This window comes from Arthrobacter sp. LjRoot78 (assembly GCF_964254335.1).
GTDB lineage: Bacteria > Actinomycetota > Actinomycetes > Actinomycetales > Micrococcaceae > Arthrobacter.
Genome location: NZ_CAXUTG020000001.1, coordinates 1,415,516 through 1,433,754, shown reverse-complemented (window position 1 = coordinate 1,433,754; position 18,239 = coordinate 1,415,516). Strand labels below are relative to the sequence as shown.

Sequence of the window (18,239 nt, the reverse complement as noted above, 5' to 3'; positions counted from 1 at the left end):
GACCGCAGCGGCCGGGAACTGACACACCGAAAAGTTCAGTGAGTCTTTCATAACTGGGATCGCCCCGTTAGTCTCGTGGGGTGACTACCGAAACCGCAGCCTCAGCGCGCCCCCACACAGCCATCGACGCCGTCGCAGACGCCTACACGGACACCCTGATCAGGCTTAACCCCAGCTTCGCCACCACGCTCGGGGTGCCCGGCCACGAAACTGAATTCCAGGACTTCTCGCCTGCGGGCATCGAAGAATTCATCGCGGCGGCGCGGAAGGCACTCGGTGACCTCGACGGCCTGGAGCCCGTGGACGACGTGGACGCCGTCACGCTCGACGCCATGCGGGAACGGCTGGGGCTGCAGCTGGAAATCCACGAATCCGGGTGGGATGCCGCGGACCTGAACAACATCTCCTCGCCGGCACAGGACATCCGGGCCATCTTTGACCTGATGCCCACCGATTCCGTGGAGCACTGGGAGCACATCGCCGGCCGCGCCCACAGCGTCCCTGGCGCGATCGACGGCTACATCGAGTCCCTGCGCCACGCCCGGGAACAGGGCAAGGTCTCCGCCTCCCGGCAGGTGTCCATCGTCGTCGAGCAGGCCACCAAATACGCCGCCGAGGACGGCTTCTTCGCCAAGATGGCCGCAGGCGCGAAGACCGCGGACGGCCCGCTTTCCGCGGAACTGCAGGCAAAGCTCGACGACGGCGCCGCGGCGGCCCGCGCGGCGTACCTCAAGCTGGCGGATTTCCTGTCCGCCGAACTGCTGCCCGTGGCACCGGCCAAGGACGCAGTGGGCCGGGACCGGTATGCGCTGGCATCCCGGGCCTTCCTCGGCGCGACGGTGGACCTCGACGAGACCTACGCCTGGGGCGTCCAGGAACTGGAACGGCTCATCGCGGAACAGGAGCGAGTGGCCAACGAGATCCGTCCCGGTGCGTCGGTGGCGGAAGCCAAGGAAATCCTGAACAGCGATCCCGCCCGCCAGCTCAAAGGCACCGACGCCCTCAAAGCCTGGATGCAGGGCCTCTCGGACAAGGCTGTGGCGGATCTGGCCGGCGTGCACTTTGAGATCCCGGACATCATGAAGACGCTCGAATGCCTGATCGCCCCCACCGACGAAGGCGGCATCTACTACACCGGACCTTCGGACGACTTCAGCAGGCCGGGCCGGATGTGGTGGTCCGTCCCCGCGGGCGAGGACACCTTCACCACCTGGGCCGAAACCACCACGGTGTTCCACGAAGGCGTACCCGGACACCACCTCCAGATCGCCACGGCCATCTACCGCCGGGAGCTGCTTAACAAGTGGCGCCGCAATGTCTGCTGGACCTCCGGCCACGGCGAAGGTTGGGCGCTGTACGCCGAGCAACTGATGCAGGAACTGGGCTACCTCAAGGACCCGGGCGACCACATGGGCATGCTGGACATGCAGCGCATGCGGGCCGCGAGGGTGGTGTTCGATATCGGTGTGCACCTGGAGCTGGAAGTGCCGGAACGCTGGGGCAACGGTACCTGGACGCCGGACAAGGGCTACGACTTCCTGAAGCAGAACCTGGCGATCAGCGAAGGCCAGCTCAACTTCGAATTCGCCCGCTACCTCGGGTGGCCCGGCCAGGCTCCGTCCTACAAGGTGGGCCAGCGCCTCTGGGAGCAGATCCGTTCCGAACTGGAAGCGCGCCCCGGCTTCGATCTGAAGACCTTCCACACCAAGGCACTCAATATCGGCTCCGTGGGCCTCGATACGCTGAAGCGCGCGCTGCTGGGGTAAGCCTCGTCCCCGTGCGTCCCGGAGGGACGGACATCCTCGGCGTGCTGCTCCTTCGTCGCTTTGACGCACGCTGCCGGATGCCCGTCCCTCCGGCCCGTTCGCGAGACGTTTGCCACATGCTTCCCGGGAATAACTTCACAAAAGGCTGGTCTGACACCGAATTTCCGGACTTGTTGGCGTCGGGGTCGGCTAGGACTGCGTAATATTTCTCAATATCGAGTAGAAGCTGTATTTTGCACGGCCTAGCGTGTTCGGGTGACCACTCAAACCAGCACCCCCTCCCCCGCAGGAAACACCGGTTTCCGGCTGCCCGCATGGGCCGGTTCATTCGGCTTCCAGATCATTGCCGCCCTGATCGTGGGCCTTGGCCTTGGCCTCCTGGCCAAGTACACGGGCAGCACCAAGGCAAACCCCAATGCCCTCGGCGCCACCCTGCAGACGATTGGCTCGAGCTACGTCTCGCTGCTGCAGACCGCCGTGGTTCCCCTTATCTTCACCGCCGTCGTCAGCTCCATCTCGAACCTCCGGCAGGTCTCCAATGCCGCGAAACTGGCATGGAACACGCTGCTGTGGTTCGCCATCACGTCGCTGATCGCGGTGCTGATCGGCATCGGCCTCGGTGTGCTGCTGCAGCCCGGCGCCAGCACCGGTATCACCCAGGAAGCCAAGTACTCGGGCAAATCCGGCGACTGGTGGGCGTTCCTGATCGGCCTCTTCCCCAAGAACTTCCTGGGCCTGGGCGCCAGCACCACCGTCACCGAGGGCGTGGCCACGACGGCCGTCAGCTTCAACGTCCTGCAGATCCTGGTGATCGCGATCGCCGTCGGCGTGGCCGCACTGAAGGTTGGCAAGGCCGCCGAACCCTTCCTGAACCTCAACGCGTCAGCCCTCGCCGTCATCCAGAAGGTGCTGTGGTGGATCATCCGCATCGCCCCGCTGGGCACTGTGGGCCTCATCGGCAACGCCGTGGCCGTCTACGGCTGGGACACCATCGGGTCGCTGGGCAAGTTCACCTTTGCCATTTACGTCGGCCTGGCCCTCGTCCTGTTTGTGGTCTACCCGGTGCTGGTCCGCACCCACGGACTGTCTGTCAAGCAGTACTTCTCCGGTGTCTGGCCCGCTGTTCAGCTGGCATTTGTGTCCCGCTCGTCCGTGGGCACCCTGCCGCTGACCCAGCGCGTGACAGAGCGGAGCCTGGGCGTACCCCGCGCCTATGCCTCCTTCGCCGTACCCCTGGGCGCCACCACCAAGATGGACGGCTGCGCCGCGATCTACCCGGCGATCTCCGCGATCTTCGTGGCCCAGTTCTTCGGCATCCAGCTCGACTTCAGCCAGTACCTGCTGATCGCCCTCGTCTCCGTACTGGGTTCCGCGGCGACGGCGGGTACCACCGGCGCCGTCGTGATGCTGACCCTGACGCTCTCCACGCTGGGACTGCCGCTGGCCGGCGTCGGCCTCCTGCTGGCGATCGACCCCATCCTGGACATGGGCCGCACTGCGGTCAATGTGGCCGGGCAGGCGCTGGTCCCCACAATCGTGGCCAAGCGCCAGGGAATCCTGGACGAGGCGCTGTACAACGCTCCGCGCAACGGCGACCCGTTCGCCGATGACTCCGCCACTACAGATCCGACGGCGGCCGCTCCGGCAACTGAACGGGACGAACGCGAGCTGGCGGACGCCAAGGCGTAACCCGCTTCGTCGCCGAAGCGCGAACGTACAGTTGAGGCCTCAAATCCACACGGGTTTGGGGCCTCAACTGTACGTTCGCGCTGATGTGGCGGGACGTCCTAGTGGCCTCCGCCGCCGATCACGCCGTTTTCCACGGCCTTGGTGACGGCGTCGGCTTCCGCCTGGGTGAGCTTGCCGTCCGCGACTGCCTTGTCCAACCGGGTCTTCAGGCCCGCTGCGCGCTCGGACCGTTCCTCTGCGCGCAGCTCCTCAATGGCCGCGGTGACCTTGGATTCGTCAATCCCCAGCGACTCCGCGAGGGACTTGGCGAGGGCTGCTTCCCTGTCAGCACGGTCCGGCTTCTCTCCCTCGGCGGGCCGCGTCGCCGGCTTGTTGGCATCGCGGAACGCCTTCAGCGCCTCGGTGACCTTTGCCTCGTCGACACCGAGCTTGGCGGCGAGCTCCGATGCCTGCACGCCACCTGCGTGCCCGTGACGGCCGCCCTTGTGTCCGCGGTCGTGGCCGTCGGTGTTGGCATCGGCCGATGCGCTGGCTGACGGAGTGGGGGTCGGAGTGGTGGCCGCCGACGCAATTCCGCTGACGCCGATCCCGGCCCCGACAACCAGGGCAGCGGCGCCCAGGCCGAGGCCCAACTTCTTTCTGCTTGTCATGGCACGTCTCCTCGATCTGCCGCAGCATCGCGGCTGCTTCTGGTGGCAGGTACAGTACGCCTACCTTCCCTAAGGCTCCCGCACCTACATAAGAATGAGCTGTTAGGAAGCTGTGAATCCGAGTTTCCGAGAAACTTGCACAGAGTGTAAAAATGCACGTAGTGTAATGCCGTGCCCGCCACCCAGAATGCTCCAGCCATCCCGCCGCTCAGCGAAACCGCTGACCCGCCGCCGACCTCGCGCCGGGAACTCAACAAAGCCGCAACACGCCAGGCCATCACCGATGCCGCCCTGGAGCTTCTGCGCAGCAAGGGGCCGGGGAACTTCACCGTCGAAGATATTGCAGATGCCGCAGCCATCTCCCGGCGCACCTTTTTCAATTACTTCAGCAGCACCGAGGCGGCGCTGGCTTCGGTGACCCACGGCTTCTTGGACAATGCACTGGCGCAGTTCCGGCTGAGGCCCGCCGACGAGCCCATCCTTGAGTCGGCGAGGGCTGCCCTGATTCAGTTGGCCGACCCCATGACGGTGGCCCCCATGGCCGAGCTGTACAGCCTGGCGCAGTCCAGTCCGCAGCTCAACCGTTCCGAACTTGAAGCGTGGGACCACTGCACCGCGGAAATCATCGACGCGGCCCGCGAACGCTTCGCAAGGACCACGGGCGAGGAGCTCGACGAGCTTTACCTCCGTGCGCTTGCGGGGTCCATCATCTCCTGCGGGAAGGCCGCCATGGACGTCTGGTTTGCCGAGTGGGGCGCGGACCTTTCAGCCACGTCGCTTGCAAGGCTCCGCCAGCTCCTGATCGACGCCATGGGCCTCCTTGGCTCAGGCTTTACGCCCACCGCCAACCTCTCCACAGATCGGCACTGACATGGCCCTCTTCCTCTACCGCCTCGGCAAGTTCTCGTACCGCCGCCGCTGGCTGGTCATTTCGCTCTGGCTGGCAGCGCTTGTGGCCGTGGGCGGGTCTGCGGCCGCCTTCCACGGCACACTGTCCAACAACTTCCAGATCCCCGGCACCGAAACACAGCAGATGGCGGACAAGCTCAAAAAGGAGCTCCCTTCCTCCTCCGGCGGCTCAGCCAGCGTTGTGTTCGAAGCCAACGACGCCCAGTTCAGCCAGGCCGGAAAAGACGCCGTCACGGCTGCACTGACCAAGCTCAAGACCCTCCCCGATGTCCAGGGCACGGTTGATCCCTTCGCCACCCAGGCGCAGCTGGACAAGGCGGTCGCCGATCTCGCCGCCGGCAGGGAGCAGTCCGCGGCCGGCAAGGCCCGGCTGGACCAGGCCGCTGCCGAGCTTGCCGCCGGAAAGGCACAGCTGGGGGCCGCAGAACAGCAGATGACGGCCGCCGGTTTGCCGGCCGCCGCGATCGAGGCACAGCTCGGCCAGCAGAAGGCTGCCCTCGCCGAAGGCCAGGCAAAGCTCGACGCTGGCAGCAGGGAACTGGAAGCGGGCGAAGCCAAGCTTGCGCTTGGCGCCCGCCAGCTGGAGGCCTCGAAGGGGCTCCGCTTCGTCTCCGAGGACGGCAAAGCCGCGATCGCCCAGGTCCAGTTCAGGACCTCCATCAACGGCCTGACGCCCGATGTCCGCCAGCAAGTCCAGGACATCGTGAAGGAGGTCTCGGCCGCCAACGTCACTGCCCTGCCCAGCAAGGAAATCAGTGAGGACATCTCCGAGCTCTTTGGCACCGCTGAGATCATCGGCATCGCGGTTGCTGCCTTGGTCCTGGTAGTCATGCTTGGAACCCTGATCGCCGCCGGACTTCCGCTGCTGATGGCCGTCGTCGGCGTCGCGGTCGGTGTGGGCGGAACGATCGCCCTGAGCGGTGCCACGGAAATGAGTTCCATCTCGCCCATGCTGGCGCTGATGCTCGGCCTGGCAGTGGGAATCGACTATTCGCTGTTCATTGTCAACCGGCACCGCAGCCAGTTGCTGACCGGCATGGATGCTGAAGAATCCGTAGCCCTGGCCACGGGCACTTCGGGCAACGCCGTAATGTTCGCCGGGCTGACCGTCATCATCGCGCTGGCTGCCCTGGTGGTCCCCGGGCTTCCATTCCTGGCCGTTATGGGTCTCTCGGCGGCCGCCACGGTGGCTGTCGCCGTCGTCGTTGCCTTGACCCTGACGCCCGCTGTTCTCTCCCTGGTTGGCCGGAAACTGATCTCCAAGCGGACATGGGCCAAGGCGGAAAAGCACAACGCCGCTCCGGGGCACGAAACTGAGGACCGCACCAGGGACGAATACCGCAGCAGCCACGGCTGGGGCGGCATGGTCACCAACCACCCGTGGCTGGCGTTGCTGGCTGGCGTGGTCCTGCTCGGTGTGGTGGCGCTGCCCGCGAGCCAGCTCAGGCTTGCTTTGCCGGATGCCAGCTCAGAGCCGGTCGCCTCGCAGGCCTTCAAGGCCTATGACGTCACCAAGCGGAGCTTCGGCGAGGGCATGACCGGCCCGATCATTGTGGTGGGCGACCTCCCCGAGGGACTCAGCGACGCCGAGGCGCAGGCCAAGCAGTTCGATGTCGCGGACATCCTGCGCGAGACCGGAAATGTCACCGCCGCCGTGCCGCTGGCACTGAGTGAGGACCGCCGAACCGCCGTGTTCCAAGTGATCCCGAACGAAGGCCCGGCCAGCGCGAGCACCGTTCAGGTGGTCTCCGAGCTACGCGCCGAGAAGGGCCAGATCAAGGACTCCACAGGCGTCAGCATCGGACTCACCGGACAGACCGCCGGCAACGTTGACGTATCCACCAAACTCGGTGACGCACTGCCGCCGTATCTGGCGATCGTGGTTGGCCTCTCCTTGATACTGCTCCTGCTGGTGTTCCGCTCCATCTGGGTGCCGCTGCTGGCAACCGGAGGCTTCCTGCTCTCGCTCGCCGCAGCGTTCGGCGCGGTCGTGGCCGTCTACCAGTGGGGCTGGCTCGGTGCGGTGTTCGGCGTCGAAAATCCCGGCGCCGTGCTGAGCTTCCTGCCGATCATCCTGATCGGCGTGCTGTTCGGACTGGCCATGGACTACCAGGTGTTCATCACCTCCGGCATGCGGGAATCGTTCATGCACGGGGAATCGGCCAAACACGCGGTCCGCTCGGGCTTCAGCCACGCCGCCGCGGTGGTCACAGCCGCCGCGATCATCATGGTCAGCGTGTTCTCCGGCTTCATTTTCTCGCACCTGAACATGGTCCGGCCGCTTGGCTTCGCTATGGCCTTCGGCGTGCTGATTGATGCCTTCGTGGTCCGCATGACGATCGTTCCGGCCGTGATGTACCTGCTCGGCGAAAAGGCATGGTGGCTGCCGCGCTGGCTCGACCGCATCCTGCCGGATGTGGATGTAGAGGGAGCGAAGCTCCGCAAGCCGGCGCCGGCCGCCGAGGTGGAACCGGAAGAAGTCGGAGCACGCTGACGGGCCTCTTCTAGTCCGCACGGGTTCCAGTCCCAGATGGGCCGCCCGCTGATCACCCGATCGGCGGGCGGCTCTACTTCTGTGCCCGTGTCATTTCTCGCCGGTGGCGCACTTAGTTCGGGTGGCGGAGCCCTTTCCGTTGGCGAACCACTTCCCATAGGATCTGAGCGATGAATCCTGGCGAAAAGACCGAGCGACAATGAGACGCAGGGGGAACTAGGCTGGACCGGTGACCCGCCTCATTCTTGCTTCCCAGTCCCCCGCACGCACCAAACTGCTGAGCCACGCCGGCATCCGCCACGAGATCCTGGTTTCCGATGTGGACGAGGACGCGGTCCAGGCCCGCTACGGCGTGACGGATCCGCACGACACCGCCCTGCTGCTGGCCCGCGCCAAGGCGGAGGCCGTGGCGTCGCTGCCGGAAGCGGAGGGGGCCCTGGTGCTCGGCTGCGATTCAGTTTTCGAGTTCGACGGCGAGGCGCACGGCAAGCCGTACACGGCCGACGTCGCCAAGGAGCGGATGCTGCGCATGAGCGGCGCCATGGGCGTGCTGCACACCGGCCACTGGCTGGTGGACTGCCGCGACACCGAGCCGGACGAGGACGACGGCAACGACGACGGATACGGTTCCGACACCGGCACCGGGACGGGCGCCACACTGGGCTCCGTCACCTCCGCGGAGGTCCACTTCATGGACATGAGCGTCGACGAAATCGATGCCTACATCGCCACCGGCGAGCCGCTCCAGTGCGCCGGCTCGTTCACGATCGACGGCTACGGCGGGGCCTTCATCCGCAAGGTCGACGGCGACCCCCACACCGTCGTCGGGCTTTCCATTTCCACCCTTCGCGCGCTGCTGGGCCAGGCGCAGGTGGGCATTACCGAGCTGTGGACCGGCGGCGCCATTGACCCCGCAGAAGTCCGCGCTGAGTGAGCCAATTCGCAACTCTTTGTAGCTTCCCTACAAAGGACCGGAGCTTTACACGCGGAATCCGCAAGTAATATCGGCGGAACCCTCAAAATCGCGCTAGGCTCCCTGAAGGAAAGAAGGAGACGCCTTGTCAGCAAATACGGAGCAGTCCGCAAGTCCAGAGCAGTCCACCGCCCCCGGCCACGCAGGTGCCGCCCTGACGAGCTCCAAGCGGCTGAGCAAAGTCCTGATCGCCAACCGCGGTGAAATCGCAGTGCGCATCATCCGCGCCGCCCGCGACGAAGGCATCTCATCGGTGGCCGTCTACGCCGACCCGGACCGCGACGCCTTGCACGTGCGCCTGGCGGACGAAGCCTACGCGCTGGGCGGCAACACCGCCGCGGAGTCCTACCTGGTGATGGAAAAGCTCATCGAGGTCGCCCACGAGTGCGGCGCCGACGCCATCCACCCCGGCTACGGCTTCCTGGCCGAAAACGCCCAGTTCGCGGCCATGGTCATCGGCGCCGGCATTACGTGGATCGGCCCGTCCCCGGAGGCGATCTCCGCCCTCGGCGATAAGGTCCAGGCCCGCCACATCGCGGAAAAGGTCGGCGCCCCGCAGGTCCCCGGCACCGCCGACCCGGTGGAATCCGCCGAGGAAATCCTCGAGTTCGTGGACAAGTTCGGGCTGCCCGTTGCCATCAAGGCTGCCTTCGGCGGCGGCGGACGCGGCATCAAGGTGGCCCGCACCCGCGAAGAAATCCCCGAACTGTTCGAATCCGCTGTCCGCGAGGCCGTCGCCGCCTTCGGCCGCGGCGAGTGCTTCATTGAGCGCTTCCTGGACGCCCCCCGCCACGTCGAAACCCAGTGCCTGGCGGACGCCTACGGCAACGTCGTGGTGGTTTCCACCCGCGACTGCTCCCTGCAGCGGCGCAACCAGAAGCTGGTGGAAGAAGCACCGGCACCCTTCCTCACCGAAGAGCAGAACCGCCGCCTGTACGAATCCTCCAAGGCCATCCTCAAGGAAGCCGGCTACCTCGGCGCCGGAACGTGCGAATTCCTGGTGGGCCAGGACGGCACTATCTCCTTCCTGGAGGTCAATACCCGCCTCCAGGTGGAGCACTGCGTTTCCGAGGAAGTCACCGGAATCGACCTTGTCCGCGAACAGTTCCGGCTGGCCCGCGGCGAAAAGCTGGGCTACGACGATCCCGAAGTGCGGGGACACTCCATTGAATTCCGTATCACCGGCGAAGACCCGGGCCGTAACTTCATGCCCGCCCCTGGCACCATCACCACGCTGAAAAACCCCACAGGACCCGGCATCAGGATCGACTCCGGCGTGGAGCAGGGCGATGTCATCAGCGGCAATTTCGACTCGATGCTCTCCAAGCTGATCGTTACAGGCGCCACCCGCGAGCAGGCACTGCAGCGCTCCCGCCGAGCCTTGGAGGAGATGGTGGTCGAAGGCATCCCCACCGTCATTCCTTTCGACCTCGCCGTGGTCACCAACCCCGACTTCGCCCCTGTGGAAGGACCGTTCAAGGTCCACACCCGCTGGATCGAAACGGCTTTCGTCAACGAAATTCCCGCGTGGACGCCCAACGGTGCGGAGGGTGAAGCGCCCGACGCCGGCGATCGCCAGCGCGTGGTCGTCGAGGTGGGCGGCAAGCGCCTTGAGGTGGTGCTGCCGGCTTCGCTCGGTTCGTTCAGCAGCGGCGGCGGCTCGGCCAAGCCGGCCAAGGTCAAGAAGCGCTCCCGCTCCGGCGGACCGGCTGCAGCTGCCGGCGGCAACGCCCTGACCTCCCCCATGCAGGGGACCATCGTCAAGGTGGCCGTCGTCGAAGGCGACGTTGTTGCCGAAGGTGATCTCGTCGTCGTACTCGAAGCGATGAAGATGGAGCAGCCGCTGACGGCGCACAGGGGTGGCACCATTACCGGTCTGGCCGCCATCGCCGGCGAAACTGTGTCCGCCGGTGCAGTGATCGCCACGATCGAGGACTGATCCGGCCGGTTCACCGTCAGCTCGACGCACAGCATTACCCGCCGCCCCCGGCGCGCCCATGGCGCCCGGGGGCGGCTGCATGCAGACTTAGCGTGTGAAGCCATTTCTACTTCTTGCATCGCGCGCCGAGGACAAGGCAGCCGAGGAAGAATACGAGGCCTACCTGCGCTATGGCGGCCTCGAGCCCGCACAACTCCGGCGCATCCGCATGGAAGCCGGGCCCCTACCGGAGCTGGACCTGGCCGACTACTCCGGCGTGATTGTGGGCGGCAGCCCCTTTACATCCAGCGACCCGGCGGACCACAAAAGTGCAGCGCAGCTCCGGGTGGAGGGTGAACTGCGCCTGCTGCTGGACCGCATTGTGCCAGCCGACTTCCCGTTCCTGGGGGCCTGCTACGGGGTCGGCACGCTGGGCCTGCACCAGGGAGCGGTCATCGACAGGACCTACGGCGAGGGGCTGGGCGGCACCACCATCAAACTGACGGCGGAAGGGCTGCAGGATCCCCTCCTGCGCGGGCTGCCGGAAAGCTTCACGGCCTTCACCGGCCATAAGGAAGGCTGCACCGTCCTCCCCGCCCACGCGGTGCTGCTGGCCAGTTCAGCGGCCTGCCCGGTGCACATGTTCCGGATCAAGGACAACCTGTATGCCACCCAGTTCCACCCGGAACTGGATGCGGAAGGGCTGGTCACCAGGATCGACATCTACCGCCACGCCGGCTACTTCCCGCCGGAATCGGCCGAAACGCTGATGAATGACGCCCGGCAGTTCATCGCCACGGAACCGATGAAGATCCTCCGCAATTTCGTGGAGCGCTACGCGAAGTAGCGCCGGAAACGACAAAATGCCCGGCACCCCAAAGGGGCACCGGGCATTTGTTGCGAGCGAAAAGGGTCAGGCTACGTTGTTCTCGTAATCCAGGTCCCGGGTTTCCTTGCTCAGGAACAACGCGATAAGGGTCAGCACGGCCATGGCGCTGAGGTAGACACCCACCAGCACGGGGCTGCCCTTGGCCATTTCCCAGAGCCACACCGCGATGAACGGGGCCACCGCAGCACCCAGGATGCTGGAGACGTTGTAGCTGACGGCTGATCCCGTGTAGCGGACGTTGGTGGGGAAGAGTTCCGGCAGCAGCGCGCCCATGGGACCAAAGGTCAGGCCCATCAGGGTGAAGCCGAGGATCAGCAGGGCCATGGTGCCCACGAAGCCGCCGCTGAACAGCGGAACGAACAGCATGCCGAAGACGAAGATTCCCGCGGTGACGGCGATGAGCATCTTGCGGCGGCCGTACTTTTCAGCCAGCGGGCCGGAAACCAGGGTGAAAATGCCGAAGAACACGACGCCGGCAATCAGCATCCAGAGGAAGTCGTTGCGCGTGAAGCCCAGGCCCGGGACGAATGCGGCGGCTGCGGCCTCCGTCATCGGCTTCCCTGCCTTTTCTGCGGCTGCCTTGGCGGCGTCCAGCGTGGCCGGGCGTGTTCCGTAGGTGAGCGTGAACGTGGTCATCAGGTAGAACAGCACGTAGGTGGCCAGCATGATGAACGTGCCCAGGATGAGCGGGCGCCAGCTGGTCTTGAAGACGCGGGCCAGCGGGAGCTTGGCAACCTCGTTGGATTCCAGCACCTTGGTGAAGGCGGGGGTTTCGATCAGCTTCAGGCGGACGTAGAGTCCGATGATCACCATGACGGCGCTGAGCAGGAACGGAACGCGCCAACCCCAGGCTTCAAACGCCTGCGGTGAAAGCGTGTAGCTGGCCACCAGGAAGATCACGTTGGCAATGATGAACCCGATGGGTGCACCCAGTTGCGGGAATGTGCCGTAGATGGCGCGCTTGTTGGCGGGGGCGTTCTCGGTGGCCAGCAGGGCCGCGCCGCTCCACTCCCCGCCGAGGGCCAGGCCCTGGGCGAAGCGCATGACTACCAGCAGCGCCGGAGCCCAGAAGCCCCAGCCCGGAACCAAAGCGGTGGGGAGGCAGCCGATCAGGAACGTGGCGATACCCATGGTCAGCAGCGATGCCACCAGGGTGCCCTTACGTCCGAACTTGTCGCCGAAGTGGCCGAAGACAATCGATCCGAGCGGGCGGGCAATGAACGCGACGCCGAACACGGCGAAGGAGCTCAGCAGCTGGGTGGTCTCGTTCTGTCCGGGAAAGAACAGCTTGGGGAATACGAGCACAGCGGCAGTGGCGTAGACGTAGAAGTCGTAGAACTCAACGGTGGTGCCGATGAGGCTGGCGACGATCACGCGCCCGCGCGAGTTAACCTGCTTGGCTGACCCCGGCTGCGGTGAGGTGGCAGTGGATGACATGTAGTAACGCTTTCGTGAGAAACCGGGCGGGTGCCCCAAAAGACTGCCCGGCTAAGGGATACGTATCTCTCAATAATAGTTCCCGCCGTCCAGCGACTGGACAAAGGGTCCACTATGCGGACTTTTGGATTCGTCTCACTAACTGCGCCTCACGCCGTCACAAATGCCCCGATAGGCAAACTTCACAGCACGTTAACAAACGGCGACGCTTCACGAAACGCGCGCTCCCTACCTTTGAAGAACAACAAACCCCCGAAGGAGGTACACCGTGACTGTTGACCGCACGGCAGAGGCCGGCGCACAGCCCGGCACTACCCGCACCGTTCACGCCCCCGCCCTTGAAGTCCGCCCCGGCCGCTGGATCGCCAACTGGGATGCCGAGAACAAGGAGCAGTGGGAAACCCAGGGCCGCTCCATCGCCCGGCGCAACCTGAACTGGTCCATCTTCGCCGAATTCCTCGGCTTTGTCGTCTGGCAGCTCTGGTCCATCGTGGTGGTCCAGCTCCCCGCGGCAGGCTTCACGTTCTCCACCTCTGAAATCTTCTGGCTGATCTCTATGCCCAGCCTGGTGGGTGCAACTCTTCGCATCCCCTACACGTTCATGGTTCCGAAGTTCGGTGGCCGCAACTGGACCATCGTCTCGGCACTGCTGCTCCTCATCCCCTCCATTGGACTGGCAATGTGTGTCTCCAACCCGGAGACTCCGTTCGGTGTCATGCTGCTGGTTGCAGCACTCGCAGGCTTCGGCGGCGGCAACTTTGCCAGCTCCATGGCCAACATCACGTTCTTCTACCCGGCCCGCGAAAAGGGCTGGGCCCTGGGCCTGAACGCCGCCGGCGGCAACATGGGTGCCGCCGTCGCACAGCTCGCTGTGCCGATCGCCATCACGCTCCTGGCCGCCGGAACCGTCAACCTTCCGGTCGCAGGCCTCATGTGGGTCCCGCTGATCCTGCTCGCAGCGTTCGGCGCCTACAAGTACATGGACAACCTCACCAGTGCCAAGGGTGACGTGGCAGGTTCGATCGCTGCGTTGAAGGAACCGCACCTGTGGATCATGGCGCTGCTGTACATCGGCACCTTCGGATCGTTCATCGGCTTCGCCGGTGTATTCCCCAAGCTCATCAAGGACTACTTCCCCGCCTTCTCCTCCATCGGAGTGGGTACGGTGGCTCTTTCGCTGGCCTTCCTCGGCCCGCTGGTCGGTTCCCTGGCCCGCCCCTACGGCGGCCGCATGGCGGACCGCATGGGCGGCGCCCGCATGACCGTCGCAGCCTTTGCCTCCATGGCCGTCATCACCCTCACGATGATCTGGACGCTGCCGATGAAGAACTTCTGGCTCTTCCTGGTCCTCTTCCTGATGCTCTTCACCGCCAGCGGCTTCGGAAACGGCGCCACGTACCGGATGATCCCCATCATCTTTGCCACCAACAGCCGGGCGGCACGCAACGGCGCCAGCACCGTGGCAACGCAGCGGCTGGCATCGTCGGCCCTGGGCCTGATCTCGGCGATCGGCGCCTACGGCGGGTTCGTCATCCCGCAGGTGCTGAACGCCTCCAACACGGCCAGCGGTTCCTACACCCCCGCGTTCTACGGCTTCGTCGGGGCTTACGTCCTGATGCTGGTGGTCTGCTGGGCCTGCTACATCCGCAATGCCAACCGAAATGCGATGGGACACGTCTAACATGACCACAAGCGCCGACACGCACTGCCCCTACTGCGCTTTGCAGTGCGCCATGACGCTGAAGTCCCCAGCGGCTCTGACCCCGGCTGTCCAGCCGGGGTCAGACCCCGTGCCGGCTCCACCCGCTCCGAGCGTGACCGCCCCGGCTGGACCCGTACTGGAAGTTTCCGGCCGCGACTTCCCCACCAACCGCGGCGGACTGTGCCGCAAGGGCTGGACGTCAGCGTCCCTGCTGAGCCATCCCGGACGCGTCACCGAGCCCATGCTGAAGGGTTCAGACGGCGTGCACCGTCCCGTCAGCTGGGATGACGCACTGAAGCTCGTTACCGCAGCCGTGAAGGACACCCGTGCCCGCTACGGTGCGGACGCGGTAGGTGTGTTCGGCGGCGGCGGCCTGACGAATGAGAAGGCCTACATGCTGGGCAAATTTGCCCGGCTCGCCCTGGGCACGTCCCGGATCGACTACAACGGCCGGTTCTGCATGTCCTCCGCGGCCGCCGCCGGCATGCGGGCCTTCGGCGTTGACCGCGGCCTGCCGTTCCCCCTTGCAGACCTCGACGGCGCCAGCACCATCCTGATGCTCGGCTCCAACGTTGCCGAAACCATGCCGCCCTTCGTCCAGCACCTCCAGGGTGCGCGCGACGCCGGCGGACTGATTGTGGTGGACCCCCGCCGTTCCGCCACTGCGGCGTTCACCTCCGACGGCGGCGGCCTGCACCTCCAGCCGCTGCCGGGCACCGACCTCACCCTCCTCCTGGGCCTCTCGCACGTGGTGATCCACGAAGGCCTGGCGGACACCGACTTCATCCAGGCGCGCACCAGCGGCTTCGAAGCCCTGGCCCGCAGCGTCAACGCCTTCTGGCCCGAGCGCGTCCAGTCCCTCACCGGCGTTCCCGCGGACCTGATCCGCGAGACGGCCCGCAGGCTGGCCCATGGGGCCACCAAGGGCGGAAGCTACATCCTGACCGGCCGCGGTGTGGAGCAGCACGTGGACGGCACGGACACCGCCACCGCCGCCATCAACCTCAGCCTGCTGCTCGGCCTGCCGGGTTCCGCCCGCAGCGGCTACGGCACCCTCACCGGCCAGGGCAACGGCCAAGGCGGCCGCGAGCACGGCCAGAAGGCCGATCAGCTCCCCGGCTACCGCAAGATCACCGACCCCGCGGCCCGCGCGCACGTGGCCGGGGTATGGGGCGTGCCGGAATCGCTGATTCCCGGCCCCGGCCTCCCCGCCGTGCAGCTCCTGAAGTCGCTCGGACAGCCCGACGGCGTCCGTTGCCTCTTCGTGCACGCCTCCAACATCGCGGTGGCCTCCCCCGATGCCAACGCCGTCATTGCGGGCCTGCGCAGCCTGGACTTCCTGGTGGTCTGCGATTTCTTCGTCTCCGAGACGGCGGCCGAAGCCGACCTCATCCTGCCGGTCCTTCAGTGGGCCGAGGAGGAAGGCACGCTGACCAACCTCGAGGGACGTGTCCTGCGCCGCCGCCGCGCCCTGCAGCCGCCGGCCGGGGCCCGCAGTGAACTCTGGATCATGGCCCGGCTCGCCGAAGCGCTCGATGCCCCGTCCACCTACAGCGAGGATCCCGAGACGGTCTTCGAGGAACTCCGCCTGGCCTCAGCCGGCGGGCTCGCCGACTACTCGGGCATCGACTACGCCATGCTGGACCGCGGCGAGGCAGCCTACTGGCCCTACCCCGTGGGAAGCACCGGCACGCCGCGGCTCTTCCTGGACGGCTTCGCCCATGCCGACGGCAAGGCGGTCATGACGCCGGTGGCGCCCCGCCGCCGTCGTACTCCTGTTCCGAACCCCGATCAGGACGCCAAGTCCATGACGCTCATTACCGGACGTCTGCTGGAGCATTACCAGTCCGGGTCGCAGACCCGCCGCGTGTCCGAGCTACTGGAATCCCAGCCGGAGGCAAAGATGCAGATCCACCCCGCGGCGGCCGCGTCCATGGGCATCACCGACGGCGCCTTCGTGTCGGTGGCCAACGAGCGCGGCGAGGTGCTCTGCCGGGCCGAACTCAGCACGGCCATCCGGCCCGAAACGGTCTTCCTGCCGTTCCACTTCCCGGAGCTCGGGAGCGCCAACCGCCTGACGGAGGCGGCCACGGATCCCATCTCCGGAATGCCCGAGTTCAAATTCAATAAGGTGTGGGTCCGGGCGGCCGCAAACGGACTTCAGCACAGCGTTCTTCAAGCATCGGAGGCCTCATGAGTGAGCAGATTGTAGTTGTTGGCTTTGGTCCGGTTGCCGCACGGCTGATCGACGAGCTGCTGCCGGCAGTGCGCAGCGGGCTGGCCCGCCTGACGGTGATCGGCGAGGAGGCAGACGCTGCCTACAACCGCGTGCTCGTGGCCGACCTCGGTGTCGGGCGTACCACGGCCGCTGCGCTGGCGCTGTCCGACGCCGCCGCCCTGATCGCCGACGGCGTGGATGTCCGGCTCGGCGTCCGCGTCCGCCGGGTGGACCGCGCCCGCCAGCAGGTGGTCCTCACCGACGGCACCACCCCGCACTATGACCGCCTGGTGTTCGCCACCGGCTCCCGCCCCGTCATTCCCAACCTGACCGGCCTCAACCCGGATCCGGCCCACCCCGTGCTGCCCGCCGGTGTGACGGCCCTGCGCGACCTGCGCGACGCCGAGGCGCTTCGTGCGGCCGTTTCCGGCGGCAAGCGCGTGGTGGTGCTCGGCGGCGGCGTCCTCGGACTCGAGACGGCCCTGGCCGCCGCCGAGGAAGGCGCCACCGTGACCGTGGTCCACAACGGACCGCACCCGCTGGGCCGGAACATCGACCGCGGAGGCGGAGCGGTGCTGGCCGCCAACCTGCGCAACTGCGGCGTACGGATGGCCGGCAATGCTCGCTCCACCGGCCTTGAACACAACGCTCCCGACGGCGGGTTCTCCGCTTTGCTGCTGGATGACGGTTCAGCGATCGACGGCGACCTGCTGGTGCTGTCCTGCGGCGTGCGTCCGCGCGTGGAACTGGCCGAAGGCTGCGGGCTGTCCACGGCCACGGGCATCCTGGTGGACCACAAGCTGCGGGCCCACCACGAGCCGCACATCTTCGCGATCGGCGACTGCGCCGAAGTCCGCTGCCCGGATCCTTCCTGCAGCGAATGCCGCACTGCGCGCGGACCGTCCGGCCTGGTGGGCCCGGGCTGGCGCCAGGCAGAGTGGCTCGCAGAGTACCTGACCCTTCTTGCCGAGGGATCCGCCGAGGCAGCGGCCGAAGGCGCCAGCGAGGCCGGGTCGGCGGAGGCTGCCAATTCCCTGCCGGAACTCCCTATGGAGAAGCCGGGCGTCATTGTCCTCAAGGCACGGGGCCTGAACATGGCGGTGGCTGGCGACAACGCCGCCGAGCCGTGGGACGACGAAGTACTTACAGCCGGTGCCGTGGACGGCCGCCCGCGCCTGCAGATTGCGCAGTGGGCGGATCCGGAACACGGCCGCTACGTCAAAATGACCACGCGCGGCGGAGTGCTCGAAGGCCTCGTGGCCGTGGGGATGCCGCGCACCGCAGCCGAGCTTGTGTCGCTGTTTGAGCGCGGCGACGAACTCCCGGCCGACAGGTCGCTGCTGCTCCGCCTGGACGGCCCGGACCAGCTGGCTGCCGCCGCCAACGCCGACCCTGCGCGCACCGTGTGCCGGTGCGCCGGCGTCAGCGGAACCAAGATCGCGGGCGCCGTGGCTGACGGGTGCTCCACCGTGGCCGAGGTTTCCGGAGCAACCCGCGCCGGCACCGGCTGCGGCGGCTGCCACTCCGACATTAAGGACATCATCGAAAAACACTTCCAGGCGGCAGCAGCCGCCTGACGTGACGTGAAGCGGCA

12 protein-coding genes are annotated in these 18,239 nt (G+C 66.4%); 10 read left to right on the top strand and 2 right to left on the bottom strand.

All coding sequences use genetic code 11. The features are described from left to right. Positions 1–80: 80 nt before the first annotated feature. Both ACSQ1X_RS06635 and ACSQ1X_RS06630 read left to right on the top strand, forming a co-directional pair. Positions 81–1,766 (top strand): DUF885 domain-containing protein, encoded by a 1,686-nt coding sequence (locus ACSQ1X_RS06635; RefSeq protein WP_436057116.1) that lies wholly within the window; start codon positions 81–83, stop codon positions 1,764–1,766. A gap of 255 nt (positions 1,767–2,021) precedes the next feature. Continuing rightward, on the top strand, positions 2,022–3,455 hold the full coding sequence (locus ACSQ1X_RS06630; RefSeq protein ID WP_436057115.1) for a dicarboxylate/amino acid:cation symporter: 1,434 nt from the start codon (positions 2,022–2,024) through the stop codon (positions 3,453–3,455). A gap of 98 nt (positions 3,456–3,553) precedes the next feature. Here ACSQ1X_RS06630 and ACSQ1X_RS06625 read toward each other — a convergent pair whose 3' ends face one another. After that, on the bottom strand, positions 3,554–4,105 hold the full coding sequence (locus ACSQ1X_RS06625) for a hypothetical protein (RefSeq protein WP_436057114.1): 552 nt from the start codon (positions 4,103–4,105) through the stop codon (positions 3,554–3,556). A 171-nt stretch (positions 4,106–4,276) separates the two neighbouring features. Here ACSQ1X_RS06625 and ACSQ1X_RS06620 point away from each other — a divergent pair, with 171 nt between their 5' ends. From ACSQ1X_RS06620 to ACSQ1X_RS06600, 5 genes are all read left to right on the top strand, one after another. Continuing rightward, complete coding sequence (locus ACSQ1X_RS06620; RefSeq protein ID WP_436057113.1) at positions 4,277–4,975, top strand: TetR/AcrR family transcriptional regulator; 699 nt, start codon at positions 4,277–4,279, stop codon at positions 4,973–4,975. A gap of 1 nt (position 4,976) precedes the next feature. Then, a complete protein-coding gene (locus ACSQ1X_RS06615) occupies positions 4,977–7,508 on the top strand; it encodes an MMPL family transporter (RefSeq protein ID WP_436057112.1) in 2,532 nt (843 codons plus the stop codon). Positions 7,509–7,737: 229 nt separating this feature from the next. Continuing rightward, the gene (locus ACSQ1X_RS06610) at positions 7,738–8,442 is read left to right on the top strand and encodes a Maf family protein (RefSeq protein WP_436057111.1); all 705 of its coding nucleotides are present in this window, start codon (positions 7,738–7,740) and stop codon (positions 8,440–8,442) included. A 124-nt stretch (positions 8,443–8,566) separates the two neighbouring features. Further along, entirely contained in the window at positions 8,567–10,420 is a 1,854-nt protein-coding gene (locus tag ACSQ1X_RS06605) for an acetyl/propionyl/methylcrotonyl-CoA carboxylase subunit alpha (protein ID WP_436057110.1), read from the top strand. Between the two features lie 94 nt (positions 10,421–10,514). Continuing rightward, positions 10,515–11,246: a glutamine amidotransferase gene (locus ACSQ1X_RS06600; protein ID WP_436057109.1), complete on the top strand. Its 732-nt coding sequence runs from the start codon at positions 10,515–10,517 to the stop codon at positions 11,244–11,246. 66 nt (positions 11,247–11,312) lie between these two features. Here ACSQ1X_RS06600 and ACSQ1X_RS06595 read toward each other — a convergent pair whose 3' ends face one another. Further along, positions 11,313–12,725, bottom strand: coding sequence for an MFS transporter (locus tag ACSQ1X_RS06595; RefSeq protein WP_055803830.1), 1,413 nt, complete (start codon positions 12,723–12,725; stop codon positions 11,313–11,315). Positions 12,726–12,993: 268 nt separating this feature from the next. Between ACSQ1X_RS06595 and ACSQ1X_RS06590 the strand changes: the two genes are divergently transcribed. From ACSQ1X_RS06590 to ACSQ1X_RS06580, 3 genes are read left to right on the top strand one after another with little or no spacing between them, the layout of a single operon-like run. After that, positions 12,994–14,406 (top strand): MFS transporter, encoded by a 1,413-nt coding sequence (locus ACSQ1X_RS06590; RefSeq protein WP_436057108.1) that lies wholly within the window; start codon positions 12,994–12,996, stop codon positions 14,404–14,406. Between the two features lies 1 nt (position 14,407). Continuing rightward, positions 14,408–16,624 carry a molybdopterin oxidoreductase family protein gene (locus ACSQ1X_RS06585; RefSeq protein ID WP_436057107.1) on the top strand — a complete coding sequence of 739 codons (2,217 nt, stop codon included), beginning with the start codon at positions 14,408–14,410 and terminating at the stop codon, positions 16,622–16,624. Beyond that, positions 16,621–18,222 carry an FAD-dependent oxidoreductase gene (locus ACSQ1X_RS06580; protein WP_436057106.1) on the top strand — a complete coding sequence of 534 codons (1,602 nt, stop codon included), beginning with the start codon at positions 16,621–16,623 and terminating at the stop codon, positions 18,220–18,222. The genes ACSQ1X_RS06585 and ACSQ1X_RS06580 overlap by 4 nt, the downstream gene beginning before the upstream one ends. The last annotated feature ends 17 nt before the right edge of the window (positions 18,223–18,239 follow it).

What these genes read in the sequence shown, in the direction of transcription:
- ACSQ1X_RS06625 (WP_436057114.1), bottom strand. Translation starts at nt 4,105, where the DNA reads ATGACAAGCAGAAAGAAGTTGGGCCTCGGCCTGGGCGCCGCTGCCCTG.
- ACSQ1X_RS06615 (WP_436057112.1), top strand. Translation starts at nt 4,977, where the DNA reads ATGGCCCTCTTCCTCTACCGCCTCGGCAAGTTCTCGTACCGCCGCCGC.
- ACSQ1X_RS06595 (WP_055803830.1), bottom strand. Translation starts at nt 12,725, where the DNA reads ATGTCATCCACTGCCACCTCACCGCAGCCGGGGTCAGCCAAGCAGGTT.
- ACSQ1X_RS06585 (WP_436057107.1), top strand. Translation starts at nt 14,408, where the DNA reads ATGACCACAAGCGCCGACACGCACTGCCCCTACTGCGCTTTGCAGTGC.
- ACSQ1X_RS06580 (WP_436057106.1), top strand. Translation starts at nt 16,621, where the DNA reads ATGAGTGAGCAGATTGTAGTTGTTGGCTTTGGTCCGGTTGCCGCACGG.